The organism is Brevundimonas sp. G8 (genome assembly GCF_902506205.1).
In the GTDB taxonomy this organism is placed as follows: Bacteria; Pseudomonadota; Alphaproteobacteria; order Caulobacterales; family Caulobacteraceae; genus Brevundimonas.
This window is the reverse complement of the sequence record NZ_LR732816.1, coordinates 1,387,274-1,409,917: the sequence shown is the minus strand read 5'-3', so window position 1 is coordinate 1,409,917 and position 22,644 is coordinate 1,387,274. Positions and strand designations below refer to the sequence as shown.

The window sequence follows — 22,644 nt, the reverse complement described above, 5'->3', positions numbered from 1 at the left end:
GTCAGTCGGCGTAACGCGCCTTGAGCATGGCGTAGCAGGCCCTCAACGCCTGAGCCTCACCGCCCTCGGGGTGGCCAGGCCGGGCGCGGGGGTTCCAGGCGAAGATGTCCATGTGCGCCCAGGCGCCGGTGGTCGGGGCGAACTTCTGCAGGAACAGGGCGGCGGTGACCGATCCGGCCTGGGCCCAGGCGGAGCTGTCGTTCTTAAGATCGGCGATTTCGGTATCCAGCGCAGCGCGATAGCCGGCCCACAGCGGCATCCGCCACAGCGGATCGCGCACCTGCCCCGCCGCCGCCAGCAGCCCGGCGGCCAACGCCTCGTCGTCGGTATAGAGGGGCGGCAGGTCCGGCCCCAGCGCGACCCTTGCAGCCCCGGTCAGGGTGGCGAAATCCAGCGTCAGGTCCGGTTCGTGCTCGCCCGCCCGCGTCAGGGCGTCGGCCAGGATCAGCCGCCCCTCGGCGTCTGTGTTGCCGATCTCGATCGTCAGGCCCTTGCGGCTGTTCAGCACGTCGCCGGGCCGGAAGGCGTCGGCGGACACCGCATTCTCCACCGCCGCCACGATGACCACCAGCCGTACGGGGAGGTCCGCCTGCATCACCAGCCGTCCCAGGGCCAGGGCATGGGCCGAGCCGCCCATGTCCTTCTTCATGTTACGCATGCCGGCGGCGGGCTTCAGGTCCAGGCCGCCGGTGTCGAACACCACCCCCTTGCCGACCAGAGCCACCAGCGGCAGGTCAGTCCGGTCCAGCTTCCAGCCGATCTCGATCAGGCGCTGCGCCCGATGCGGGGCGGCGGCGCGGCCGACGGCGTGGACGGCGGGATAGTTCTCCTCCAGCAGGGCGTCGCCGGTCGTGACGCTGATCGCGGCGCCGGCGCTCTCGGCGATCTCGCGGGCGATGGTCTCGATCTGCAGCGGCCCCATGTCGGCGGCCGGCGTATCGACCATCTCGCGCGCCAGGGCGCAGGCGGCGGCGATGCGCGAGACCTCGGCGACATCCACCCCGTCCGGCGCGGCCAGCCTGGCCGGCGCCCGATCGGGCCGGGCCTTGTAGCGGTCGAACACATAGGCTCCCAAGAGGAAGGCCAGGGTCGCAAGTTCCGCGTCCTCGGCCGCCACCTCAAGCCGATAAAGGCCGCCCGGCAACCGCGCCGACAGGCCCCGCACGCTCATCGGATCGAACGTCGTCCCCGATCCAACCACGACCTGGGCGATCTCGCCGTCCGATCCCGGCACGACCAAAAGCTGCCCCGCCTTACCCTCGAACCTGTGCAGATCACCCCAGCGGCGGGCGCCGACATCCAGCGCACCGCCCGCCTGAACGAAGCGGATCGGGATCGCGCCGTCGCCGTCTTGGGCGGAAACCAGCAGGGGATGCGAGACGGACATGGGGCCCTCGGGACGAAGTTAACCATCAGTTGACGCGAAAAGGCGATTCTAGGGGCAAGACCCAAGGACCGCCTGGACCTGACCCATGTCGCGCATGCCCGCCCTTCTCGCAACCGTCGCCCTGATCGCCCTGTCCGGCGGATCAGCCCTGGCGGCCGACCTTACGCCGGCCACGCAGGCCCAGACTCAGGCCCAGACGCGCGCGCCATCGTCCGCAGCGGTCCGCGCCACCTATGACCGGATGGACGCCCTGTCACGCTCGGTCTTCTGGGCCTCGGAACAGGAAGCCAACCCGACCGATGCGGTCGCGGGGGTAAAGCTGGCCCAGGCCCTGCGCGAACTGGGCCGCTACGATCAGGCCGCCGAGGCCGCCCAGGCGACCCTGACCGTCCAGCCGAACAATCTCGACGCCCTGCTGGAGCTGGGTCGCGCTCATATCGCGCGGGGCCAGGCCTTCTATGGCGTCGCGCCTCTGGAACAGGCCCGCAATCAGGCCCCGCGCGACTGGCGTGCCTATTCGCTGTTGGGCGTGGCCTATGAACAGGTGCGCCGCACGGACGACGCCCGCGCCGCCTGGAACCAGGCCCTGGCCCTGTCGCCCGACAATCCCGATGTCCTGACCAACGCCGCCACCGCCGCCCTGACCCAGGGCGATGCGCCGGGCGCCGAGACCCTGTTGCGCCGCGCCGTCGCCCAGCCGACCGCCTCGGCCAAGGTGCGCCAGAACCTGGCCATGGTGCTGGGCCTGCAAGGCAAGATGGGCGAGGCCGAACAAATCCTGCGCCGCGAGCTTCCGCCCGAACAGGCCGAGCAGAACCTGCAATGGCTGCGTGCGCGCGGCACGGCCGGCGCCGCGCCGTCCAGCGGCGGCGCACCGGCGAACACGCCGACGACCGACACGGCCCGCACCTGGAATTCGCTGCAAGGCGGCTGATCGACCCGTTGCGGTCGGGCCGCCCGCGTGGTGGATGAGGCCATGGCTTCACTCCCCGCACCCCGCACCTACCAGGCCTTCCTGTTCGACATGGACGGCACCCTGATCACCTCGACGCTCGCCGCCGAACGGGTCTGGACCCGCTGGGCCGAGCGTCACGGCCTGGATGTCGCGGCCCTGCTGTCGGTCATGCACGGGGTGCGGGCCGTCGACACCATCCGCAAACAGAACCTGCTCGACATCGACCTGGACGCCGAGGTCGCCTGGGTCGAGCGGGGCGAGATCGAGGACGTGGACGGCGTCGCTCCCATTCCCGGCGCCATCGACTTCGTCAAACGCCTGCCGCCCGACCGCTGGGCCGTGGTCACTTCCGCGTCCGTCCCCCTGGCCCGCGCCCGACTGAAGGCGGCCGGGGTGACGCCGCCCGCGGTCATGATCACCGCTGAGGACGTCGAACGCGGCAAGCCCGACCCCGCCGGCTATCTGAAGGCCGCCGCGACCCTGGGCTTCGACGTCGCCGACTGCCTGGTGTTCGAGGACGCCGCCGCCGGCATCAAGGCGGGCGAAGCGGCCGGCGCCGACGTGATGGTCGTCACCGCCGCCTGGACCCATCCGCTGGAGACGGATCATCCCACACTGGCGGACTACGCGGATGCTGGGCTTGAAGTCGGAACCGACGGGACGCTGACGTTCACCGCGCAGGTCTGACGCATCAGCATTCCCGGTCAGGTTCGCCCGCCGACTGATCTTTATCCCTGCATGCGCCAAGGAGGTGCGGATGGGCCGGAACGTCATCGACAACTATCACGCGCGGATGCACCGGGCGCTCGTCTTCATCGACGAGCACCTGGATGAGGATCTGAGCGTGGCGGCGGTCAGCGAGGTTGCGGCCTTCTCCCGTCATCATTTCCAGCGGCAGTTCTCTTCGCTGTTCGGGGTCAGCCTGGGCCGCTATGTGCAGCTCACGCGCCTGAAACGCGCGGCCTACAGGCTGGCCTTCCGCAACGGGCATAGCGTCCTGGAGATCGCGCTCGACAGCGGTTTCGAGGGGCCGGAGGCGTTCAGTCGCGCCTTCCGGCGTCATTACGACCAGAGCCCCACCGGCTTCAGAAGAGAGCCCCGCTGGAATCCTTGGCTCGCGGCCCAGACGCCGCTCATTCAAGCCAGGAGCCAGACCATGTCACAGACCTTCGACCAAACCGACGTCCGCATTCTCGACTTTCCCGAAACCCCCGTCGCCATCATGGCGCATAGGGGCGGTCCCCGCAGAGATCGGCGAGACCATTCGCCGTTTCATCGCCTGGCGAAAGGCGGCCGGCCTGCCGCCCAAGATCAGCGCGACCTTCAACGTCTTCCATCCCGAGCCCGACGAGGCGTCGCCGCAGGCCTATCGCGTCGATCTGTGCGCCGCCACGAACCGAGCGATCTCGCCGAACGACCCGGACGTGGTGGCGGGGGTCATACCCGCCGGGCGTTGCGCGGTTCTGCGCCAGATCGGAAACAGCGACGACCTGAGCGCGGCGGCGAATTGGCTTTATGGTCAGTGGTTGCCGGACAGCGGGCAGGAACTGCGCGACTTCCCGATGTTCGCCCAGAGGGTCAGCCTCTTCCCCGACGTGGCGGAGCATCAGGCGATCACCGATCTCTTCCTGCCGATCCGGGACTGAGCCGAACGGGCCTCCCCTCCTCACAACGGGGGGGAGGTTTCGCGCCGGCGTCGAACACCCTATCTTCGCCCCATGATCGACGACCTCTACAGCGCGCGCATCCTGTCGCTGGCGGCGAACCTCCCGCATGCGGGGCGTCTGCCCGCGCCTGACGGCACCGGCGAGCGGGTCGCCAAGCTGTGCGGATCGCGGGCGACCGTCGATGTGACACTGGACGATCAAGGCCGCGTCGCCCGCTTCGCTCAGGACGTGAAGGCCTGCGCCTTGGGTCAGGCCGCCGCGGGGGTGCTGGGCCAGTCTGTAATCGGCGCGTCGGTCGATGAACTCCGGGACGCTCGTGACGCCATGTCCGCCATGCTGAAGTCCGGCGGCGAAGGCCCAAGCGGCCGGTTCGAGGATCTGCGTCTCTTGCGGCAGGTGGCGGATTATCCCGCCCGCCACGCCTCGACCCTGGTCTCGCTGGAGGCGACGCTGGAGGCGGTTAACAACGCCCTGACCGCCCGAACTCGCCTCGCCGGCGCGGCCTGAGGGGCACGACCGGTTGATCCCCCTGCGATGACAGGGGATAAGCGCGGCGAACTCTTCCAGCCCCCGGCGAAGGGACGTGATGTCTCTCTATGAACGCGGCGTGCGCGCGGCCCATCGGGGCTACAAGCTGACGCTGTCTCCCCTGATCGGCCAGCAGTGCCGGTTCCTGCCGACCTGTTCGGATTACGGGCGCGACGCCCTGATCCAGCACGGACCGGTCAAGGGGGGATGGCTCACCATGCGCAGGCTCTGTAAATGCCATCCCTTCGGCGGGTCGGGTTACGACCCGGTTCCGCCCCTGAAGACCGACCAAAAAGAACAGCAGTCATGATCGACCTGAAATTCCCCGACGGCGCGGTTCGCCAGTATCCCGAAGGCTCCACGGCGCGCGACGTCGCAACCTCGATCTCGCCGTCACTGGCCAAGAAGGCCGTTCTGGCCGAGTTGAACGGCGAGCAGCGCGACATGGGCCGGGTGCTGGAGACGAGCGGCGACTTCCGCCTGATCATGCGCGACGATCCCGCCGCCCTCTATACGATCCGTCACGACACGGCCCACGTCCTGGCCGAAGCGGTCCAGACCCTGTTCCCCGGCACCCAGGTCACGATCGGCCCAGCCATCGAGGACGGCTTCTATTACGACTTCTTCCGCGAGGAGCCCTTCTCGACCGACGACTTCGCCGCCATCGAAAAGCAAATGGCGAAGATTGTCGACCGCGACGCCAAGTTCGAGCGCGAAGTGTGGGAGCGCGATGAGGCGATCCAATTCTTCGAGGCCCGCGGCGAGAAGTTCAAGGCCGAGCTGATCCGCGACCTGCCGGGGACCGAAACCATTACCCTCTATAAGCAGGGCGACTGGATCGACCTGTGCCGGGGCCCGCACTTCCCCTCGACCCGCCACGTCGGCAAGGCGTTCAAACTGACCAAGCTGGCCGGCGCCTATTGGCGCGGGGATTCGAAACGCGAACAGCTGCAGCGCATCTACGGCACCGCCTGGGCCACTAAGGAAGACTTGGACGCCCACCTGCTGCGTCTGGAAGAGGCCGAGAAGCGCGACCACCGCAAGGTCGGCAAGGCCATGGAACTCTTCCACATGCAGGAAGAGGGCCGGGGCATGGTCTTCTGGCACCCCAAGGGCTGGGTCCTGTGGCGCGTGCTGGAGGCCTATATGCGCCGCCGCCTGGACGCCGCCGGCTATGTCGAGGTCAAGACGCCCCAGGTTCTGGACCGGAAATTCTGGGAACAGAGCGGCCACTGGGACAAATACCGGCCAAACATGTTCGTCTGCGAGACGGTCGAGGGCGAGGAACTGAGCCTCAAGCCGATGAACTGTCCGGGCCACGTTCAAATCTTCGACCAGGGCCAGCGCTCCTATCGCGAGCTGCCGCTGCGCATGGCCGAGTTCGGCGCCTGCCACCGCTATGAGCCGTCGGGATCGCTGCACGGCCTGATGCGAGTGCGCGGCTTCACCCAGGACGACGCCCACATCTTCTGCCGCGAGGACCAGATCGTCGAGGAGACGGCTGAGTTCATCAAACTGGCCCGCAGCGTCCACGCCGACCTGGACATGCAGACGGCCTACATCAGCCTGGGCACTCGGCCCGAGAACCGCGCCGGCACCGACGAGTTCTGGGACAAGGCCGAGGCCCTGATGCTGGAGGCCGCCCGCGCCGCCGGAACCGAGCCGGTCATCACCGAAGGCGACGGCGCCTTCTACGCGCCCAAGCTGGACTTCGTGGTCAAGGACGCCATCGGCCGCGAATGGACCTGCGGCACGATCCAACTGGACTATGTCCTGCCCGAACGCCTGGATGCGACCTACATCGCCGAGGATGGCCAGAAGCACCGGCCGGTCATGCTGCACCGCGCGATCCTCGGATCGTTCGAGCGGTTCATCGGCATCATGATCGAGAACTACGCCGGCGCCTTCCCCCTGTGGCTGGCGCCGACCCAGGCCGTGGTGGCGACCATTACCTCGGACGCCGACGACTACGCCCGCGAGGTCATGGCCAAGTTCAAGGCCGCCGGCCTGCGCACCGAGATCGACCTGCGCAATGAGAAGGTGGGCTACAAGGTCCGCGAACACTCGGTCGGCAAGGTGCCGGTCATCGCCGTCGTCGGTCGCAAGGAGGCCGAGGAAGGCATGGTCGCCATCCGCCGCCTGGGCTCGCAGGCCCAGACCCTCGTCACGGTCGATGAGGCCATCCGCATCCTGACCGACGAGGCGACGCCGCCGGATCTGAAGCGAGACAATACCCTGGATTGACAGAAAGAATGACCCCAGGCTGTTATCCATCTTAGGACGGCAGGCTTCAACACGCTCCCGTGTCTGTGCCGGCAACGGTCCAAGGGGAGAGCGGCATGGCCAGCACCATCCTGGTCACGGGCGGCGCCGGCTATGTGGGGTCGCACACCTGCCTAGCCCTGTCCCAGGCCGGTTTCACGCCGGTGGTCTATGACAATCTGTCGAACGGTCATGCGGCCTTCGTCCAGTGGGGCGAACTGGAGACCGGCGACATCCGCGACGGCGCTCGCCTGGATGCGGTGATCGCCAGACACAGGCCCGTTGCGGTCCTGCATTTCGCCGCCCTGATCGAGGTGGGGGAATCGGTCAAGGCGCCAGGCCGCTTCTATGACAACAATGTCGTCGGCGCCCTGACCCTGATCGAGGCGGCGCGGCGCGGCGGGATCGAGGCGATGGTCTTCTCCTCGACCTGCGCCACCTATGGCGACCCCGTCTATCTGCCGATGGACGAGGCCCATCCCCAAGCGCCTCTGAACCCCTATGGCCGATCCAAGCTGATGGTCGAACAGGCCCTGGCCGACTATTCGGCCTATGCCGGTTTCCGCTCTGTCTGCCTGCGCTATTTCAACGCCGCCGGCGCCGATGAGGACGGCAGGATCGGCGAGCGCCACCACCCCGAGACCCACGCCATTCCGCTGGCGCTCCAGACGACGCTGGGCCAGCGCCAGGGGTTCAAGCTGTTCGGCGACGATTACGACACCCGCGACGGCACGGCGATGCGCGACTATGTCCACGTCATGGACCTGGCTGACGCCCATGTGCGGGCGCTGAAATACCTGCTCGACGGCGGCGAGACGACGGTCTTCAACCTGGGGGCCGGCACGGGCACGACGGTCAGGGAACTGATCGACACCATCCGCTGCACGACCAACCGCCCCTTCCCCGTGGAGACCGCGCCGCGTCGTCCCGGCGACGCCCCCTGTCTGGTGGCCGACAACAGCCGCGCGCGCGAGGTTCTCGGCTGGCGGCCGACACGGACCCTGGACGACATCGTTCGCACGGCCTGGCGCTGGCATGCCGCCGAGCGTGACGCACTTGAGGCCTAGATCTTCGCAGCCTGCGCGCGAAACCGAACAGAGGAACGTAAACCTGAAAGATCGCTTGTGGTGAGGTGCGCGCCTGCGCTCCACCACAAATAGCGAGACACGACCATGGCCGAGAAAACCCTCGACACCCTGTTCCACGACACGCTCAAGGACATCTATTACGCCGAGCGGAAAATCCTGAAGTCCCTGCCCAAGATGGCCCGCGCCGCGCAATCGCCCGAGCTGAAGGCCGCCCTCGAGAAACACAAGGACCAGACCGAAGGCCAGATCGAACGCCTGCAACAGGTCTTCGAACTGATCGGCAAGCCCGCCCGCGGCAAGACCTGCGACGCCATCGAGGGCATCCTGGCCGAGGGGGAGGAGATCATGGACGAATACAAGGACAACCCTGCCCTAGACGCCGGTCTGCTGGCCGCCGCCCAGGCGGTTGAGCATTATGAGATCACCCGCTACGGCACGCTGAAGCGCTGGGCGCTGGTCCTTGGCATGAAGGAGGCCGCCGCCCTGCTGGACGAGACCCTGCAGGAGGAAGCCCAGACCGACGAAGACCTGACCGGCATCGCCGACGCCGCCGTCAACGCCGCCGCCATGAAGACGGCCGCCTGATACGACCGGAGGCGGTTTCGCGGCCGCCTCCACCCTATCCGCCCTCAAGCCTTGCGTACGAACCCGGACATTACAGGCTACAAAAGTCAGCGTTCACCGTATGTTAGGTGAAGAGTGGGTATAAAAGGTCGTTGCCTTTTCCGAGACCCTGACGATGACCCAGCCCCAATCCGCCTCAGGCCGCCTGGTTCTGCAGCACGTGATTGCAGCGGGTTACATGCGGTATCTGTTGATCGCCAGCTGGGCCTTGGCCCTCGCCACCGTCACTGACTGGTACGAGGCCGTCTCCTGGTTCTGTGCGGCTACGATGATCGGCATGTTGCGAACCTTCGTCGAGCGCCGACTGGTTCTTTCCGACATCCGGCTTCACGATCGCATCAAGCTGACGACGGCGACGGTTTCCTGCGTCGCCTGGGCGGCTGCGCCGCTGTTGGCCATCCTGCACGGCGGCGCCTATGGCGTGCCGCTGGGCGTCGGCCTGCTGATGGCGGGCTATGTCCTCGTCTTCACCCAGATGCGCGCCGCACCGCGCGAGGCCTTGATCGTGTCGGCGCCCTATTCGATCGTGGCGGCCATGCTGTTGGTCCGCCTATGGGGTGGTCCCGGATTCTGGGTCATGCTCAGCATGGTTCCCGTCCTGGCGCTTGCGCTTCTCATCAAGGTCGTCATCACCCAGATGAAGGACGGCGATCTCGAGGCCGTGAACCGGCGTCAGGCCGAGCTGATCGCAGAGCTGGAAACCGCCCGCGACCGCGCCGACGCGGCCAGCGCGGCCAAGTCCAACTTCCTGGGCGTCATCTCGCACGAACTGCGCACGCCGATGAACGGGGTGCTGGGCGCGGCGCAACTGCTTCAAATGTCCGAACTCAGCGACCGCCAGAAGGAGTTCGTCGGCGTGATCCGCAACTCGGGCGAAGGTTTGATGGTGCTGCTGAACGACATCCTCGACATCACCAAGATCGAGTCCGGCAAGATGGAACTCGACATCGCCGATATCGAGACCGACACGCTGGTGACCCGGCTGACAGGGCCGTTCAAGGCCCAGGCCGAGGCGCGCGGCCTGACCTTCGCGACCGAAATTCGAGACGATCTTCCGCCCGTGCTGAAGATGGACCCGCTGCGCCTGGCCCAGGTCACGCACAATCTTCTGGCCAATGCGATCAAGTTCACGCCGCAAGGCGAGGTGCGTATGGTCGTCGAAAGCGAACCGCGCGCCGAAGGCCGCATCGCCCTGCGGATCGGCATCGTCGATTCCGGCATCGGCATCGCCGCCGACGATCTGTCGCGCCTGTTCCAGCCCTTCTCTCAGGTGGACGGCTCGTCCACGCGCCGGTTCGGCGGCACCGGCCTGGGCCTCAGCATCTGCCAGCGTCTGGCCGTCCTGATGGATGGCGAGATCACGGTGACGTCGACCCCGGGCCAAGGGTCGACCTTCACCCTTCACGCGACGTTCGAAACGCCCATGATACAGGACGCCCGCATCGCCGCCTGATCAGTCGCGCAGCAGTTCGTTGACGCCGGTCTTGGCCCGCGTCTGGGCGTCCACGCGCTTGACGATGACGGCGCAATACAGCGACGGCCCGCCATTAGGATCGGGCAGCGCGCCCGGCACCACGACCGAATAGGCCGGCACCTCGCCCCGGAAGACTTCTCCCGTCGCCCGGTCCACGATCTTGGTGGAGCCCGACAGATAGACGCCCATGGCCAGAACCGCGCCCTCGCGCACGATCACGCCCTCGGCCACCTCGGCGCGGGCGCCGATGAAACAGCCGTCTTCGATGATGGTCGGATTGGCCTGCAGCGGCTCCAGTACGCCGCCGATGCCCGCGCCGCCCGACAGGTGGACGTTCTTGCCGATCTGGGCGCAGGAGCCGACCGTGGCCCAGGCGTCGACCATTGACCCCTCGTCCACATAGGCGCCGATGTTCACGAACGACGGCATCAGCACGACGTTCCTGGCGATGTGGGCGCCGTGACGAACGATGGCGCCGGGGACCGAGCGGAAGCCCGCCGATTGATAATCCGCCGCCGTCCAGTCACCGAACTTGTTGGGCACCTTATCCCAGAAGGGTCCGACGGCGACCGGATGATCCGCCGACAACGGCATGACGGACGCAGGGCCGGCGCGCATGATCTGGTTGTCGTTCAGACGGAAGGACAGCAGCACCGCCTTCTTCAGCCACTGATGCGTGGTCCAGACGCCGTCCTCACCGCGCGAGGCGACGCGCGCCTGGCCGGAATCCAGCAGGGCCAAGGCCGTCTCGACGGCGTCGCGGACCTCGCCGTGGGTGGCGGCGGACACCTCGGCGCGCTGTTCCCAGGCGGCCTCGACGACGGATTCGAGATGCGACAGATCGGTCATGCGGCGTCCTTGAAGGTCAGGTCGGAGAGGAAGTCGAGAAGGTCGGGGCCCACATGGTCGATGTGCGGGCCGATCGGCTTGCCGTGGCCGTCGCCGATCAGGACGGTGGCCATGCCCAGGGCCTTGGCCGGCTCCAAGTTCTTGGGCGTGTCCTCGAAGAAGGCGGCCTGGTGCGGGTCGATGTCGAACCGTTCCAGCATCCGGCGGAAGGTGGCGGGATTGGGCTTGGGCGTCAGGTCGCCGTCCTCGATGGCGAAGACGTCGGCGAAACAATCGGCGATCCCGATCCGCTCCAGCACCTGGTGCGCATAGTCGCGCGCCCCATTGGTGAAGACGTAGCACCGCCCCGGCAGGCTTTTCAGCCGCTCGGCCAGGCGCGGATTGGGTTCGACCCCATCCAGCGGCACATCGTGCACCTCGCGCAGGAACCGCTCGGTATCGACGGCATAGTTGGCCATCAGACCGGCCAGGGTGGTGCCATGCTCGTCCAGGAACTGACGCTGCATCGCCGCCGCCGCCTCGGGGTCCAGCCCCACGGCCTCGACCACGAAGGCGTTGATCCGCGCCTGCACCAGCCGCATCAGCCCCTGCTCGCGCGGATACAGGGTGTCGTCCATGTCGAACACCCAGGCCCGCACATGCCCAAGGGATGCAGAATGGGGATCCGTCAAGACGCCTTCACCAGGGTGCCCGCGCCGAACTCGGTGAACAGCTCGACCAGCATGGCATGCGGCCGGCGACCATCAAGAATGACCACCGCCTCGACGCCCGCACGCACGGCCGCCATGGCCGTCTCCAGCTTGGGGATCATGCCGCCGTGGGCGACGCCGCTGTCGATCAGGGCCTGCGCCTCCTCCAGCGTCATCTGGCGAATGATGTCGCCGTCCGCGCCCTTGACCCCGGGCACGTCGGTCAGCAGCAGCATCCGCTTGGCGTTCAACGATCCGGCGATGGCGCCCGCCACCGTATCGGCGTTGACGTTGTAGGTCTGGCCGTCCTCGGCGACGCCAATTGGAGCGATCACCGGAACCCAATCCTCGGTCTCCGACGCGATCAGGCCCTTAATCAGCTTGGGATCGACCTTGGTCGGCTCCCCGACATAGCCCAGGTCCACCTCATGCTCGATCATACTGTCGGGATCGCGTTTGGTGCGACAGGTCTTCTCGACCGTCAGCAGGCCCGCGTCCTTGCCCGACAGACCGACGCCGCGCACGTCCGCCTCCTTGCCCGCCATGGTGATCCAGTGGGCGATTTCCTTGTTCACCGCGCCCGACAGCACCATCTCGGCGACCTCCATCGTCGCCGGATCGGTGACCCGAAGGCCATCGACGAAGCTGGACTTCACGCCCGCCTTTTCCAGCATGGCGCTGATCTGCGGCCCGCCGCCATGCACCACGACCGGGTTCACGCCCATCAGCTTCAGCAGCACGACATCGGCCGCAAACTGACGCGCCACTGCGCTCTCGCCCATGGCGTGGCCGCCGTATTTGATGACCACGGTCTCGCGGTCATAGACCTGAATATACGGCAAGGCCTCGGCGAGCGTCTTCGCCGTCTCCCAGCTGCGTTCTTCGGACTGGCGTTCTGTTTCGTTCATCACGCGCGCGAGATAGCGGGGGATGGAGGCGGTGTCACGCAGGAAGGGCCGACACATCCTCGATCCGCCACATAGTGGACAACCGTTGCGACAGCGGATTTATCGTCAAAAGTAAGCAGCTTGCTGCGTACGGCCGAGAATCGTCGCGCGCCAACACCTAGCGAAATAACCGTTGGACAATGCCAACATCGTCGGCCAGCGAACAACCTGCAGAGTTACCCGCAGAATCGACATCAAGGTTGACGCAGCCTGCGCGCTTGTCGTAGCCGAAACTGACATCTATTTCAGGAGCCAAATCCTTCGCATCAACGGTTATCATGGGCGCGAATTTCGACGGCCGCTTGATCAACCTGCTGGGAATGCCATGCGGTATGAAAGCTGTTTGTCATCCGCCCAAGACGCATCTCGGCTTGCATCCCATGCGCTACGCGCAGAGTAAGATCCTATGAACCGTTCGCTTCCTACCGGCCTGCCTCTCCATGGCCGTATAATAGGCGCGCTCATGATGCGCGAGATAATGACGCGTTACGGTCGGGAAGGTCTTGGCTTTCTGTGGTTGGTGGCCGAACCGCTAATCTTCTGCGTTGGCGTGCTCACGATGTGGCACTTTATCAAGCCCCCCTATGAACACGGCATAAAGCTGGGGCCATTTGTGATGACGGGCTACATGAGCCTGCTGCTTTTGCGCCACCTGATCGGCACGACCATCACCGCTTTGCAAGCGAACTCAGGGCTATTGTACCATTCACGCATCAAGCCTCTGCACATCTACGCGACCCGAGTAGTTCTCGAATTTGCCGGTGCCACATGCGCCTTCATTATCGTCTACGCACTTCTGCTCGGGCTCAAGCAAGTCAACCTGCCCACAGACTATCTGCTGCTTTATTCCGGTTGGCTTATCATGCTGGGCCTCGGCTCAGGGCTTGCACTGACATTCGGCGGCCTGGCCATGATGTCAGATCTTTTCGAACGGCTGATCGGCTTTCTCAGTTATGCGCTCATTCCGATATCGGGCGCATTCGTCATGACATCATTTTTGCCTCCGTCTGCGCGCGAGATTTACCTCTGGATTCCCTTCCCTCATGCTGTGGAAATGATACGGGCAGCCGTGTTCGGCGAGTTCGTTGAAACGCACTACAATCCGGCTTACGCACTTCTTTGGGTTCTCATCATGAACCTCAGCGGCGTGTTGTTGATAACAGTTGCCAGCAAGCGCATCGAAGTCGATTAAGCATCGATCCGACGTACGCCTCAAACGCGAAACACCAATGACCGAAAATCGTCTATCCTACGTCGGCCCGCTCTCGTCGGCACAGAAGCCTCCACAACGAAATTACCGGCATATCTTCAAAAAGATACCTTGGGGTTTTTTGGTCGTGGTCGCCATCCCCACACTGATCGCCGCCATCTACTTCGCTCTGATTGCCGCCCCGATATATGTATCAGAGGCGCGCTTCATCGTGCGTTCGCCAACACAACCCCAAATGTCGGCATTGGGCATCGCGCTTCAAGGAGCAGGCTTCACGAGCCAAGCGTCGGACGCCTTCGCCATTCACGAGTACATCACTTCGCGCGATGGCCTTGTCGAACTGAACCGGCGCGTGAACATGGTCGATGTTTTGGGTCCCGCGCATGCAGACGTCTTCGCACGCTACCCTAATCTGCTTGAGGATCGCAGCTTTGAAAGCATGTACAAGGCATCCAGCCGATTTATAACTGTCGGCTACGCCTCTCAAACTGGAATCAGCACGCTGCGCGTTGAAGCCTTCCGACCGGGCGACGCCCAAAAGGTGGCCAATGCCTTGCTTGACGAAGGAGAAACGCTTGTTAACCAGCTAAATCGTCGCGCAACTGCAAATGCGATCTCTGACGCAACGCTACGTCGGGATTCGGCCGTCCGCTTGTCTGGCGAAGCACAAGCTGCCTTGGCCACCTTCCGCAATCAGCAGCGTTTTCTCGATCCCGCACGCGAGGCCACTGCGATGTCGCAAGTGATGGTTGGACTGATGTCCAGCCTTGCGGAAATCGAGGCGCAACGTGATCAGTTGCGGGCTGAAACACCCCAAAGCCCATTGCTCCCCTCGATCAATGGCAGGATTACAGCCCTTGAGCGCCAGATCGCTGAAGAACGCAGCAAGATCGCTGGCGGCGCATCTTCGCTTGCCCCCCAACTTGGCCAATATGAAACTCTGGTCCTCAACAACGAGCTTGCCGCCAAAGAAGTTGCTGCGGCGACAGCAAGCCTCTTGTCCTCTCAACAGGACGCACAGCGCCAACAGCTCTACCTGGAACGTATCGCGTCTCCGAATCTGCCAGACGTAGCATCCGAGCCTCGCAGGCTACGTTCCATTCTTTCAGTCCTTATGACCTGCCTATTGATTTATGGGGTTGGTTGGCTGGTTTGGGCTGGAGTGCGCGAGCACAGGCAGGACTGATGTCCAGCTTGCAGAGCGACAGCGGCCTTCGCGTTACCTCACTGACAAAGACATACGGAAAACCCGGCGTCGGTCGTCCGGTGTTTTCCGATCTAAATTTCGAAGTGCCCAGATCTGGTCGCCTCGCTCTGCTCGGTCGCAACGGGCAAGGCAAATCGACGCTGATAAAGATTCTAGGAGGCGTCCTACCCCCGACATCCGGCAAGATAGAATGGTCGGTAAAACCATCGTGGCCGATCGGTTTCGGGGGAGGTTTTCAGGGAAGCCTTTCAGGCCTAGACAATATCCGCTTCATATCACGGCTCTATGGTCGTGATTATCATGAAATTCTTAATCGTGTGGAAGGCTTCGCTGAACTGGGCAAGCGCCTTGAAATGCCCGTCAAACACTATTCATCAGGGATGCGGGCACGCCTGGCTTTTGGCATGTCGCTAGCGATCGAATTCGATTGCTACCTGATAGATGAACTGGTTTCGGTGGGAGACGCTCGCTTTCAGGAGCGCTGTAATACCGAACTCTTCCAACACCGCGCTGATCGCGCCTTCATAATGGCGTCGCACGACATGGGCCTTATCAAGGCGCACTGCAGTCGCGCTCTTGTTATCGAGGGCGGACAAGCTAAGATTTTCGACGATATTGATGAGGCTGTCGATGTCTACATGTGGCTTCGCGCTAGTTGACGATCGAAATAGAAATGCTCTCTCCTAATCCGCTACTGATCAGTCAATCCGAAACCCATTCGGGCAGTGCATTGGTCATTATTCCATCGTCACCTGACTCTGAGGGGTGGCGTCGGGCAATCTTGGCTGAAGGGCAGGGCAGCGGCATAGCCATTTCCACGTGGGAAAATGAGGCCGTCGATCCGACAAATGCCTACAGCATCCATATTTCCGATAATCTTAACGACCTATCGACCAACGCCTACACTGAGAAAACGGTAATTCTTACGCAGGCTGACGCTCTCGGGCACTGGACTGGCAGGCAAAGAGCCGATGTATCGCTTGCCCTTTCGGTCCTTCCGACAAGTCCTAGCGTGCGATATATAACCCCATCTACGCTGGATGGGGCCAAGTCTGTAGCTGTGACATCCTTCCTCAACGTGCCCCTCGACGGAACGTTTGATTCGAAGGAGGGCCCTGTAGATCATGCGCTCACCCTCTACAGGGAGGGCCCACTGAAGCCGGGGGCCATCTATTCATGGTTACCCTCAGATTTCTCGATCGATCCTGCTCATCAAAGCCTTGATGCATCAGTCGGCACACGAATCGACTTGACGGGTCGTGCTCGATGTCTGGTTCACGGTCCATACGTGGCGTTGCCCAAAGGCCAATGGCAGGCGACCGTTAGATTTTCTGTTGACGCGTCTGCATGTCGACATCGGCTGCGGTTCGAGTGGGGGCCTCTTGCCCAATTTGCTTCATTCGAAGCTTCTCCGGGAAAATCTGGTCATTTCATCGCTCAAATCACCCATATTTTTGAAGAAGCGGCGCTTTGTGAACTCCGGGTTATTCTTCCAGAAAGCTCGCTCGCAGGCGCTTTAACCCTAGAAGGCGTCGATATCGAAATGATGGGCGAGACCGCCCCGGCCTAGACGGACTGGCTGGTTCGTAGTTTTACACTATCAGATCTTGAAAAGTTCACCGCGCCTAGTCAGTCGGAGGCACCCAAAACGTCTCAGGGCGCAACTTGAACAAGGGGGCGTCTTTACGGCACGTCTTAAAGACGCTCGTGAGGAGTATTCGCCATGTGGAGCGTGCGCGCCTAGCTCGCCAGCTTGGAGCGATGTTCGTCGAGCACCGAGGCCAACAGGGCGGTCCACTCCCCCCTAGGAGACCAGCCGATATCCTTCTTCAACTTGGCGCTTGAAAGACGTGTGACGGCAATATCGTTAGGTCGAAAACGTTCTTTATCTACGATAATGCTGCAGGTGACAGCAGAAAGAGCAAGAAGGTCGGTCAACACACTTTTTATGCTTCTTACAGATCCCGATGATATATTGAATATATCTCTTGAACCAGGTTCGATTGCCTTCTGTAAGAGAACCATGAGATAGGCTTCCACCACATCGTCGACGCTCATGAAATCGCGCTGGGCGTCAAGATTTCCGACACGGATTTCCGGGGGACGCAAACCGCGTTCAATTTCGGCAATCTGTTGGGCGAAGGCGGAAACCACAAATCTGGAGTCCTGCCCCGGTCCGATATGATTTAGGGGACGCATCACAACTAGGCTGGCTTCCGAATTCAGCCGATCGGCGAGCAAAAACTCGGCTGCAAGCTTTGAGCGCGCGTAGGGATTGGCCGGCGCGACAGGGCTTGCCTCATCAAGCTCCACACCGGAAGAGAACGCAGCACCGTAAACTTCGGCGGAACTCGCAAACAGGACCTTGGCGTAAGGGGCGTGCATTGCTACGCCGTCGGCTATTCTCAGCGCCCCACCCACGGACACATCCATAACGCCTCGACTATCTCGCAGGGCTGAGAAGACTGACGACTTAGCCGCCAAGTGCACAATATGACTGGGTCTGAACGCGCCAATCGCCATTTCGATTTCATTGGTCGTGACATCAGCCACGCCGGTCTCGACTTTCGATGGGGTTGTTGCACCTCCCCCCAATGCCAGAATAGCGCCGACACCTGGCTCCCCGGAAAGCGCGCTCACGAGGCGGCGCCCTACAAACCCGCCGGCACCAGTGACCAAAACCCTTGCGCTGCCCTCCATCTTCAGATCGTGCGGCGCAGTCGAACCAAGTCGGCTTCGACCATCTCCGAGATCAGCGCTTCGAAGCTGATCTCGGGCGTCCAGCCTAGTTGGTTTCGCGCCTTGGTCGCATCTCCCAAAAGAACATCTACTTCGGCAGGACGGAGGAATTTGGGATTGATTGACAGATAGTCGTCGGGATTGAGATCGACCCGCTTGAAAGCCACATCAATCATGTGACGTACCGTATGAGTTTCGCCTGTGGCGACCACATAATCGTCGGGCTTGTCCTGCTGCAGCATAAGCCACATCGCGCGCACGTAATCCTTGGCGTGACCCCAGTCACGCTTGGCGTCAAGGTTGCCCATTTCCAGTTTGCTAGCCAGCCCCAGCTTGATCGCAGCCGCAGTACGCGTGACTTTGCGCGTGACGAACTCAAGGCCACGAAGCGGGGATTCGTGATTGAACAGGATGCCCGACGATGCGTGCATGTTAAAGCTCTCGCGATAATTCACCGTGATCCAGTGACCGTAAAGCTTGGCTACCGCATAGGGGCTGCGAGGATAGAAGGGTGTGGTCTCGCTCTGCATCGGCTCCTGAATCAGGCCGTACATTTCGGACGAAGAGGCTTGATAAAAACGTGCGCTTGGAGCCTCAAATCGCGCCGCTTCTAGAATGTTCAACACCCCGTTCGCCGTGACACTGGCGGTCACAATAGGCTGGTCCCAGCTAGCCTTTACAAACGACTGGGCGCCCAGATTATAAATTTCGTCGGGTTTGACTTCGCGAAGCACGCGAATGAGAGAACTGAGGTCCGTAAGGTTGCCATCAACGATACGGACATCGTCGTGAATACCCAGCCACCTCAGTCGATGGTCATCGACTTCAGAGTGGCTGGAACGACGCACAAGGCCGTAAACCTCATACCCCTTCTCCAGCAGTAGCTGGGAAAGATACGCTCCGTCCTGTCCTGTGACGCCCGTGACCAACGCGGTTCTAGCCAAGTCGAAGTCTCCATCTCGCCGATTGGCCCGAGCTAGCATCGGCTGGCCTTCGAAGTCAAAACGCCATTCGCACCGCAAACACCGAACGATCTGCTTATAGCCAGTGATGGGGGCACATTGGAAAAACCCCGACCGCTCAAATTGTGATCCCTGTATAGGGACGCGCCCACGGTCGAGAATGACCACACATTTCAGTCGTCATTCTTCGTCCGCCGCCGCAACTTGCCAGACTTCATGGAAACAACGGTGCATTTCGTCGACTTCCACTTTAGTTCTCCGTCCATTTGATGAAGCTTCAGGAGCCGCTTACTCTATGCTTGTATTTATAGGTCCATTTTATTCGGATATCTAGATCCTCGCATTCTGAGCATCTGCACTGTGGCCAAACGCCCCGATTGAGGCTCGCTTGTCTTCCCCGGACCCGGCAGCCGAGCCGTCGCCGCCCCTCTACAGGCATCGTCTTTTCCTCGTTCTGCCCCCTAGGCTAGACGGAAACTTCAAGCCTAATAGGCTGATTTTCAGGGCTGGCGCGGACGCCCGACTATTGAAACCCTGCGACGCGCCTAATATAGGCTAGAGCGGCACCGCGGTTTCTCCGCCGAAGGGCGGATCCGTTTATATGGGCTGATCCGCCCCCTCCGAGCGCAAACCATATTATTTGGCTTTGCTGGATATAAGCTGAGTGGGTTGAGATATATGAAGGTCCTTTTGCTGGCTGGCGGCCTCGGAACACGCCTAGCTGAAGAAACCGGCTCGCGCCCGAAGCCGATGGTTGAGATCGGCGGGCGGCCGATCCTCTGGCATATAATGCGGCTTTATTCGCATTATGGCTTCAACGATTTCGTGATACTGACCGGGTACAAGGGCTTCTATATAAAGGAGTATTTCGCCAACTACTTCTTGCACATGAGCGACGTGACCATCGATATCCGCGACGGGTCGATGGAGGTGCACAACAACGAGAGCGAGCCTTGGAGGGTGACCCTTCTCGATACAGGCCTCGAGACGATGACCGGGGGCCGCATCAAGCGCGCACAGCCGTTTATCGGGGATCAGCCATTCCTGCTGACGTATGGCGATGGTGTAGCCGACATCGATCTGGCCGAGCTCGTTCGCTTTCACAAGAGCCATGGCAAGGCGATTACAATGACCTCCGCGCAGCCGGACGCGCGGTTTGGCGCTCTAGAGATCGGCGACAACATGCGAGTCGCGAGCTTCTCTGAAAAGCCCAAGACTGAAGGCGGATGGATCAATGCAGGCTTCTTCGTCTGCGAACCGACCGTCTTCGATTATATAACAGATGGCGATGCGACGGTGTTTGAGCAGGATCCGCTTCGCAATCTTGCGCGCGACGAAGAGCTCTACACTTGGCAGCACGACGGTTTTTGGCGTCCGATGGATACGCTTCGCGACAAGAATGTTCTCGAAGAGCTGTGGCAGTCGCAACGGGCCCCTTGGAAGATTTGGTAACCCGCGCATGGACTTCCAAGAACTCTCTATCCATGGCGTCTATCGTCTCGATGCACGCTGGATTGGCGACCAGCGAGGTGGATTCGCCCGCCTATTCTGCCAGCGAGAATTCGAGCCGCATCTTGGGCAGGCTTCGATCGTACAGATAAATCACTCGATCAATCGTGAACGGGGTACGGTTCGAGGGCTGCACTATCAGAACCCTCCTCATGCCGAGATCAAAATCGTCCGTTGCATGGCAGGCAGCATATTCGACGTCGTCGTAGACCTGCGTCCAGGATCGCCAACCTTCTTGTGTTGGCTCGGTGTCGAGCTGAGCGCCGAAAACAGGCACGCCTTACTGATTCCCCAGGGCTGCGCGCATGGATTCCAGACTCTCGCGGATGACAGTGAAATCCTCTACTTCCATTCGGAATATTATACCCCGGGTGCAGAGGACGGTCTTCGCTACGACGATCCCCGCCTGGGAATCGAATGGCCCTTGCCCGCCATCAACCTATCCAATCGGGATGTCGCACACCCGCTGATTACGCCCGAATATGCGGGCGTCGTGTTCCCGAACTCCAATCCCAGTCGCTAGGATCGTCATGAAGTGTCGCCACTGCAGCCAGCCGCTCACACATAAGTTCGTCGATCTTGGCTATGCGCCGCCGTCGAACGCCTACCTGAGCGCGGACCAGCTTCATGCGCCGGAAGTGACCTTTCCCTTGCGCGTCATGATCTGCGACACGTGCTGGCTTGCCCAGAACGAAGATTTCACTGCGGCCGACGATGTTTTCTCGCCCGATTATGCGTACTTCTCATCGACGTCGAGTAGTTGGCTCCAGCATGCGAAGTCCTATTGTGAAATGATCAGCGGCAGGCTTGGCCTGACCGCAGACAGCTTTGTAGTCGAGATCGCCGCAAACGACGGCTACCTACTTCGCAACTTCGTCGCCGAAGGGATACCGTGTCTCGGGATCGAGCCGACTGAGAGCACAGCGCTGGCCGCCGAAAAGATAGGTGTTCCCATCTGGCGGCGTTTTTTCGGAGAAGAGACCGCCGGCACGCTGATCGAGAGCTGGCGCCAAGCCGATTTGATCTGCGGTAACAACGTCTATGCGCACGTCCCCGACATCAATGACTTTACAAAGGGTCTCGCGGTCGCGCTTAAGCTAGGCGGCGTCGTCACTCTAGAGTTTCCCAGCCTGATGTCGCTGATGCGCGACTTCCAGTTCGACACCATCTACCACGAGCATTTTTCCTATCTGTCGCTGACTGCGGCACGACGGATTTTCGCAAGCTGCGGATTGCGCATATTCGATGTGGAATGCCTGCCGACTCACGGCGGCAGCTATCGGATCTACGGCTGCCACGATACCGACGCGCGTTCCGATACAAAGAACGTCCAGGCATTGCTTGACGAGGAGCAGGCCTTCGGACTTACAGAGCTGGACACCTACCGGGAATTCCAGGGCAAGATTGAACGGATCAAGGACGATCTGCTCCTCTTCCTGATCCAGCAAAAGCGCGCCGGAAAAAAGGTCGCGGCCTATGGGGCGGCGGCGAAGGGCAACACGTTCATGAACTTTTCAGGCATCTCTACCGATCTGATCGCTTTCGTAGCGGATGCGGCCCCGTCCAAACAGGGCAAGTGGATGCCTGGCAACCACTTGCCAATCCTGCCACCCGCAGATCTCGTGGCATACCGGCCGGACTATGTCGTGATCTTCCCTTGGAACATCGCGGCCGAGATCGTGCAGCAACAAGTTGCGATCCGCGAGAATGGGGGAAGGTTCGTGATCGCCATTCCCGAACTCGCCGTCCTCAACTAACTCGAATTGTTCACAAGTCCGCGTAGCACGTCACCAGCAAGGCATCACGATGAGCCAAGCAATTTCCATCCGGTTCCAACCGCCGGAACATCTCAGCGGACCGGCGCGAGATCTGCTGGTGTCTTTGAGGCGTCCCACAGGATCCGAGCCGATCGTCCAGCACGACGAAAAGATAGAGCCTGTGGCGCTTCCCCCCTCGCCGAGGCAGGAACAGTTGAACGCGAGGGCGCTGCGGCAAAAGTTGCGCGCGCTGGAGAAGGAACGCGCGCTGAAGACAGTGGACGGAGCAGCGACATGGATTGTCACCGATCGCCTGTCACACAATCCCGATTTAGGTGAACGGATCGATAACACCATCGTCGGCGACGGCGTGGGAACTGGTCGGATCATCTACGGCCCACCTGATTTGTGTCTGCCGGCCGGTCTCTACATGGCGATCATCGAGTTTCAGGTGACGAATATGGGGGACCGAAAAAGGGCGCGGGTGACGGGTGAGGTCACACTGAATAACAGGACAAACCTTTGCCAGCAGACCAAAAAGATAACGGCACTAGGCAAGTCGACATTCCACCTGCCCTTCCGCCTGCGAGAGGACGACCTTATGCGGCACGTGGTGCCGGCGATTGAGGTACGCCTTAATCTTAAAGATGTGGTTGGCGTCACGGTGACGCAGGTTGCCGTCGTCTTTAAGGTGCCGGGCCTGCACACCCTCGCCACGCAACTGAGCTCCGGCATCAGTGTTTGGTTTAGACGACTGAGGCGTAGCATCGCCAAGCCGCGCACCTAACAG

General features: G+C 62.1%; 23 protein-coding genes and 1 pseudogene. 18 read left to right on the top strand and 6 right to left on the bottom strand.

Going from position 1 to position 22,644, the window contains the following annotated elements; translation table 11 throughout:
- Window position 1: 1 nt before the first annotated feature.
- A complete protein-coding gene (locus CHRYSEO8AT_RS06810) occupies window positions 2-1,387 on the bottom strand; it encodes a M17 family metallopeptidase (protein WP_159848153.1) in 1,386 nt (461 codons plus the stop codon).
- An 85-nt stretch (window positions 1,388-1,472) separates the two neighbouring features.
- On the opposite strand from CHRYSEO8AT_RS06810, the gene CHRYSEO8AT_RS06805 reads away from it, so the two are divergent.
- From CHRYSEO8AT_RS06805 to CHRYSEO8AT_RS06765, 10 genes and pseudogenes are all read left to right on the top strand, one after another.
- A complete protein-coding gene (locus CHRYSEO8AT_RS06805) occupies window positions 1,473-2,321 on the top strand; it encodes a tetratricopeptide repeat protein (RefSeq protein ID WP_159848150.1) in 849 nt (282 codons plus the stop codon).
- Window positions 2,322-2,363: 42 nt separating this feature from the next.
- On the top strand, window positions 2,364-3,029 hold the full coding sequence (locus CHRYSEO8AT_RS06800; RefSeq protein ID WP_159848147.1) for an HAD-IA family hydrolase: 666 nt from the start codon (window positions 2,364-2,366) through the stop codon (window positions 3,027-3,029).
- 70 nt (window positions 3,030-3,099) lie between these two features.
- Window positions 3,100-3,375, top strand: a pseudogene (locus CHRYSEO8AT_RS16120) (helix-turn-helix domain-containing protein); the annotation flags it as partial.
- A complete protein-coding gene (locus tag CHRYSEO8AT_RS16285; protein ID WP_370514250.1) occupies window positions 3,332-3,988 on the top strand; it encodes a GyrI-like domain-containing protein in 657 nt (218 codons plus the stop codon). The pseudogene CHRYSEO8AT_RS16120 and the gene CHRYSEO8AT_RS16285, both read left to right, overlap by 44 nt.
- 72 nt (window positions 3,989-4,060) lie before the next feature.
- Complete coding sequence (locus CHRYSEO8AT_RS06790; RefSeq protein WP_159848144.1) at window positions 4,061-4,516, top strand: iron-sulfur cluster assembly scaffold protein; 456 nt, start codon at window positions 4,061-4,063, stop codon at window positions 4,514-4,516.
- Between the two features lie 79 nt (window positions 4,517-4,595).
- Window positions 4,596-4,847 carry a membrane protein insertion efficiency factor YidD gene (gene yidD / locus CHRYSEO8AT_RS06785; protein WP_159848141.1) on the top strand — a complete coding sequence of 84 codons (252 nt, stop codon included), beginning with the start codon at window positions 4,596-4,598 and terminating at the stop codon, window positions 4,845-4,847.
- Complete coding sequence (thrS, locus tag CHRYSEO8AT_RS06780) at window positions 4,844-6,781, top strand: threonine--tRNA ligase (protein WP_159848138.1); 1,938 nt, start codon at window positions 4,844-4,846, stop codon at window positions 6,779-6,781. Before yidD ends, thrS begins: the two co-directional genes overlap by 4 nt.
- A 95-nt stretch (window positions 6,782-6,876) precedes the next feature.
- The gene (gene galE / locus CHRYSEO8AT_RS06775) at window positions 6,877-7,866 is read left to right on the top strand and encodes a UDP-glucose 4-epimerase GalE (protein ID WP_159848135.1); all 990 of its coding nucleotides are present in this window, start codon (window positions 6,877-6,879) and stop codon (window positions 7,864-7,866) included.
- A 105-nt stretch (window positions 7,867-7,971) separates the two neighbouring features.
- The gene (locus CHRYSEO8AT_RS06770; protein WP_159848132.1) at window positions 7,972-8,472 is read left to right on the top strand and encodes a ferritin-like domain-containing protein; all 501 of its coding nucleotides are present in this window, start codon (window positions 7,972-7,974) and stop codon (window positions 8,470-8,472) included.
- A 154-nt stretch (window positions 8,473-8,626) separates the two neighbouring features.
- Window positions 8,627-9,964: a cell wall metabolism sensor histidine kinase WalK gene (locus tag CHRYSEO8AT_RS06765; RefSeq protein WP_159848129.1), complete on the top strand. Its 1,338-nt coding sequence runs from the start codon at window positions 8,627-8,629 to the stop codon at window positions 9,962-9,964.
- Here CHRYSEO8AT_RS06765 and dapD read toward each other — a convergent pair whose 3' ends face one another.
- Genes dapD through argB form a run of 3 tightly spaced genes read right to left on the bottom strand, consistent with a single transcriptional unit; the run spans window position 9,965 to window position 12,431 of the window.
- Entirely contained in the window at window positions 9,965-10,834 is an 870-nt protein-coding gene (gene dapD, locus CHRYSEO8AT_RS06760) for a 2,3,4,5-tetrahydropyridine-2,6-dicarboxylate N-succinyltransferase (protein ID WP_159848126.1), read from the bottom strand.
- On the bottom strand, window positions 10,831-11,505 hold the full coding sequence (locus CHRYSEO8AT_RS06755; protein WP_236547452.1) for a pyrimidine 5'-nucleotidase: 675 nt from the start codon (window positions 11,503-11,505) through the stop codon (window positions 10,831-10,833). The genes dapD and CHRYSEO8AT_RS06755 overlap by 4 nt, the downstream gene beginning before the upstream one ends.
- Window positions 11,502-12,431, bottom strand: a complete 930-nt coding sequence (argB, locus tag CHRYSEO8AT_RS06750) for an acetylglutamate kinase (protein ID WP_159851642.1) — start codon at window positions 12,429-12,431, stop codon at window positions 11,502-11,504. Before argB ends, CHRYSEO8AT_RS06755 begins: the two co-directional genes overlap by 4 nt.
- A 445-nt stretch (window positions 12,432-12,876) precedes the next feature.
- On the opposite strand from argB, the gene CHRYSEO8AT_RS06745 reads away from it, so the two are divergent.
- The 4 genes from CHRYSEO8AT_RS06745 to CHRYSEO8AT_RS06730 are packed head-to-tail and all read left to right on the top strand — an operon-like array spanning window position 12,877 to window position 16,457.
- Window positions 12,877-13,662: an ABC transporter permease gene (locus tag CHRYSEO8AT_RS06745; protein ID WP_201304375.1), complete on the top strand. Its 786-nt coding sequence runs from the start codon at window positions 12,877-12,879 to the stop codon at window positions 13,660-13,662.
- Between the two features lie 37 nt (window positions 13,663-13,699).
- Window positions 13,700-14,866 carry a chain-length determining protein gene (locus tag CHRYSEO8AT_RS06740; protein WP_159848123.1) on the top strand — a complete coding sequence of 389 codons (1,167 nt, stop codon included), beginning with the start codon at window positions 13,700-13,702 and terminating at the stop codon, window positions 14,864-14,866.
- Complete coding sequence (locus tag CHRYSEO8AT_RS06735; protein WP_159848120.1) at window positions 14,866-15,546, top strand: ABC transporter ATP-binding protein; 681 nt, start codon at window positions 14,866-14,868, stop codon at window positions 15,544-15,546. Before CHRYSEO8AT_RS06740 ends, CHRYSEO8AT_RS06735 begins: the two co-directional genes overlap by 1 nt.
- Window positions 15,543-16,457 carry a hypothetical protein gene (locus CHRYSEO8AT_RS06730; RefSeq protein WP_159848117.1) on the top strand — a complete coding sequence of 305 codons (915 nt, stop codon included), beginning with the start codon at window positions 15,543-15,545 and terminating at the stop codon, window positions 16,455-16,457. Before CHRYSEO8AT_RS06735 ends, CHRYSEO8AT_RS06730 begins: the two co-directional genes overlap by 4 nt.
- 170 nt (window positions 16,458-16,627) lie before the next feature.
- On the opposite strand, the gene CHRYSEO8AT_RS06725 is transcribed toward CHRYSEO8AT_RS06730, so the two are convergent.
- Together CHRYSEO8AT_RS06725 and gmd are read right to left on the bottom strand one after the other, a co-directional pair.
- On the bottom strand, window positions 16,628-17,587 hold the full coding sequence (locus CHRYSEO8AT_RS06725; RefSeq protein ID WP_255451467.1) for a GDP-mannose 4,6-dehydratase: 960 nt from the start codon (window positions 17,585-17,587) through the stop codon (window positions 16,628-16,630).
- Between the two features lie 2 nt (window positions 17,588-17,589).
- Complete coding sequence (gene gmd, locus CHRYSEO8AT_RS06720; RefSeq protein ID WP_159848111.1) at window positions 17,590-18,570, bottom strand: GDP-mannose 4,6-dehydratase; 981 nt, start codon at window positions 18,568-18,570, stop codon at window positions 17,590-17,592.
- 696 nt (window positions 18,571-19,266) lie between these two features.
- Between gmd and rfbF the strand changes: the two genes are divergently transcribed.
- From rfbF to CHRYSEO8AT_RS06700, 4 genes are read left to right on the top strand one after another with little or no spacing between them, the layout of a single operon-like run.
- The gene (gene rfbF, locus CHRYSEO8AT_RS06715; protein ID WP_159848108.1) at window positions 19,267-20,040 is read left to right on the top strand and encodes a glucose-1-phosphate cytidylyltransferase; all 774 of its coding nucleotides are present in this window, start codon (window positions 19,267-19,269) and stop codon (window positions 20,038-20,040) included.
- A 7-nt stretch (window positions 20,041-20,047) separates the two neighbouring features.
- On the top strand, window positions 20,048-20,620 hold the full coding sequence (gene rfbC / locus CHRYSEO8AT_RS06710) for a dTDP-4-dehydrorhamnose 3,5-epimerase (RefSeq protein WP_159848105.1): 573 nt from the start codon (window positions 20,048-20,050) through the stop codon (window positions 20,618-20,620).
- Window positions 20,621-20,627: 7 nt separating this feature from the next.
- Window positions 20,628-21,854 (top strand): class I SAM-dependent methyltransferase, encoded by a 1,227-nt coding sequence (locus CHRYSEO8AT_RS06705; RefSeq protein WP_159848102.1) that lies wholly within the window; start codon window positions 20,628-20,630, stop codon window positions 21,852-21,854.
- Between the two features lie 49 nt (window positions 21,855-21,903).
- Window positions 21,904-22,641, top strand: coding sequence for a hypothetical protein (locus CHRYSEO8AT_RS06700; RefSeq protein ID WP_159848099.1), 738 nt, complete (start codon window positions 21,904-21,906; stop codon window positions 22,639-22,641).
- The last annotated feature ends 3 nt before the right edge of the window (window positions 22,642-22,644 follow it).

Coding starts and splice junctions, on each gene's coding strand:
- CHRYSEO8AT_RS06810 (WP_159848153.1), bottom strand. CDS start 1,387: ATGTCCGTCTCGCATCCCCTGCTGGTTTCCGCCCAAGACGGCGACGGC.
- CHRYSEO8AT_RS06805 (WP_159848150.1), top strand. CDS start 1,473: ATGTCGCGCATGCCCGCCCTTCTCGCAACCGTCGCCCTGATCGCCCTG.
- CHRYSEO8AT_RS06800 (WP_159848147.1), top strand. CDS start 2,364: ATGGCTTCACTCCCCGCACCCCGCACCTACCAGGCCTTCCTGTTCGAC.
- CHRYSEO8AT_RS06790 (WP_159848144.1), top strand. CDS start 4,061: ATGATCGACGACCTCTACAGCGCGCGCATCCTGTCGCTGGCGGCGAAC.
- yidD (WP_159848141.1), top strand. CDS start 4,596: ATGTCTCTCTATGAACGCGGCGTGCGCGCGGCCCATCGGGGCTACAAG.
- thrS (WP_159848138.1), top strand. CDS start 4,844: ATGATCGACCTGAAATTCCCCGACGGCGCGGTTCGCCAGTATCCCGAA.
- galE (WP_159848135.1), top strand. CDS start 6,877: ATGGCCAGCACCATCCTGGTCACGGGCGGCGCCGGCTATGTGGGGTCG.
- CHRYSEO8AT_RS06770 (WP_159848132.1), top strand. CDS start 7,972: ATGGCCGAGAAAACCCTCGACACCCTGTTCCACGACACGCTCAAGGAC.
- CHRYSEO8AT_RS06765 (WP_159848129.1), top strand. CDS start 8,627: ATGACCCAGCCCCAATCCGCCTCAGGCCGCCTGGTTCTGCAGCACGTG.
- dapD (WP_159848126.1), bottom strand. CDS start 10,834: ATGACCGATCTGTCGCATCTCGAATCCGTCGTCGAGGCCGCCTGGGAA.
- argB (WP_159851642.1), bottom strand. CDS start 12,431: ATGAACGAAACAGAACGCCAGTCCGAAGAACGCAGCTGGGAGACGGCG.
- CHRYSEO8AT_RS06745 (WP_201304375.1), top strand. CDS start 12,877: ATGAACCGTTCGCTTCCTACCGGCCTGCCTCTCCATGGCCGTATAATA.
- CHRYSEO8AT_RS06740 (WP_159848123.1), top strand. CDS start 13,700: ATGACCGAAAATCGTCTATCCTACGTCGGCCCGCTCTCGTCGGCACAG.
- CHRYSEO8AT_RS06735 (WP_159848120.1), top strand. CDS start 14,866: ATGTCCAGCTTGCAGAGCGACAGCGGCCTTCGCGTTACCTCACTGACA.
- CHRYSEO8AT_RS06725 (WP_255451467.1), bottom strand. CDS start 17,587: ATGGAGGGCAGCGCAAGGGTTTTGGTCACTGGTGCCGGCGGGTTTGTA.
- rfbF (WP_159848108.1), top strand. CDS start 19,267: ATGAAGGTCCTTTTGCTGGCTGGCGGCCTCGGAACACGCCTAGCTGAA.
- rfbC (WP_159848105.1), top strand. CDS start 20,048: ATGGACTTCCAAGAACTCTCTATCCATGGCGTCTATCGTCTCGATGCA.
- CHRYSEO8AT_RS06705 (WP_159848102.1), top strand. CDS start 20,628: ATGAAGTGTCGCCACTGCAGCCAGCCGCTCACACATAAGTTCGTCGAT.
- CHRYSEO8AT_RS06700 (WP_159848099.1), top strand. CDS start 21,904: ATGAGCCAAGCAATTTCCATCCGGTTCCAACCGCCGGAACATCTCAGC.